This window comes from Caulobacter sp. S45, from assembly GCF_009765965.1.
In the GTDB taxonomy this organism is placed as follows: domain Bacteria; phylum Pseudomonadota; class Alphaproteobacteria; order Caulobacterales; family Caulobacteraceae; genus CAHJWH01.
Map to the genome: position 1 here is coordinate 1532995 of NZ_LMUL01000014.1, position 1462 is coordinate 1534456.

Annotated in this window: 1 protein-coding gene and 1 pseudogene; both read right to left on the reverse strand. The window is 70.7% G+C overall.

The features are described 5' to 3' along the window. Positions 1-685 (reverse strand): type IV secretion system protein (locus tag GSQ87_RS14165; protein WP_174241438.1); only part of this gene is annotated, 685 nt, incomplete at its 3' end. After that, positions 685-1462 (reverse strand): annotated as a pseudogene (locus tag GSQ87_RS22805) (VirB4 family type IV secretion/conjugal transfer ATPase); the annotation flags it as partial. The pseudogene GSQ87_RS22805 and the gene GSQ87_RS14165, both read right to left, overlap by 1 nt.

Here is a 1462-nt window from a genome sequence, read left to right on the forward strand (position 1 = left end):
ACAGCATGGCGATGAACACCGGCCCCAATGCCAGCAACAGGCCCAGCACGAGCTTAGCGGCCAGGAGCACGCCGAGCGTGGACAGCAGGAGCGCGATCGCCGAGACCAGCAGCAGGATGGAATCGAAGCCGGCCTTGCCCAGGAACCCGCCGCCGTTCTGCGTCCCGACCGGGGGCGCGCCTGCGACCGGCGCGGCGAGCGGGGTGGGCGCGGCCGTCGCCGAGGTCGGCGTTGCGCCGGGCGGTGCGGCGGGGGAGAAGGCGGTCAAGTCGTCGTAGGCGCGCTGCAACCCGTCGAACACATCCCCGCCCTCCAGCACCCCGTGCGCGGTCAGGTCGTGCAGGATCAGGGCGCCGATCTGTTGCGGGCCTTCGAACGCGGCGCGGTAGACCACCGTCTGGTAGGTCCCCCACTGGGTCGCCAGCGCCAGCACCGCGCCCAGCTTCACCGCGGTCATGGCCATCTCGCCGATGGCGAGCTGGCCCCGGCCCAGCAGCAGGCGATAGCCGATCAGGGCGACATACGCGATCATCAACGCCGTCAGCACCCCGGCATAGACCCCCTCGGGCGCGAACAGGGCGCTGTAGCCGGTGCGCACCAGGGCCTGCACATGGCAGTCGGTGGCGCTCATCAGCCCCTGGACCAGCGGGTCGTCCGGCGCAGGCGTGGGGCAGAGACCGGCCATCAGAGCGCGCGCCCGAGCAGATGCGGCAACCAGGCCTCGGGCGCGTCGCCATGCTGGGCGCGCAGGGCGTCCAGCCGGCGCACGGTGGACTCGCGCCCCGACAGCACGGTCAGCAGCTCCGGCATGCCCGACAGGTTCAGGCGCGCCACCACACTGTCGTTCCCGTGCTTGATCAGGAAACAGTGGGCGCTGTCGGGCAGGGTCTTGACCAGCTCGAACTCGTGCTCGGTCAGGCCGAAGCCGCCGCAATACTCCGCCGCCTGGGCCTTGGGGTTGACCATGAAGATCTGGGTGGCGGCCTGCTCGATGATGGCCGAGGCGATGCGGCTGCCGAGCGCATCCTGGGCGGACTGGGTGCAGAAGCCCACCGCGCCGTTGCGCTTGCGGATGGTCTTTTCCCAGTCCTTGATCCGGCTGACGAACACCTCGTCGTCCAGCGCCTTCCAGCCTTCGTCGATGACGATCAGGCTGGGCGTGCCGTCCAGCCGTTCCTCGACCCGGTGGAACAGATACATCATGGCCGGCGTGCGCGCGGCCGGATCGTCGAGGATCTGGGTCAGGTCGAAGCCGATGGTCTTGGCTTCCAGGTCCAGCCCGTCGGTCCCGTCCGCCCGCGCCGGGTGGTCGAACAGCCAGGCGTAGTCGCCCTCCCCGTGCCAGGGCGCCAGGCGGGCGGCCAGGTCGCCGGCCGAAGGACGACGCCCGCCCCTGAACAGCTCCACGAAGTAGCGGAGCTGGCGATACTGCGGCGGTTGGGCGGAGGTGGCGTCCACCGCC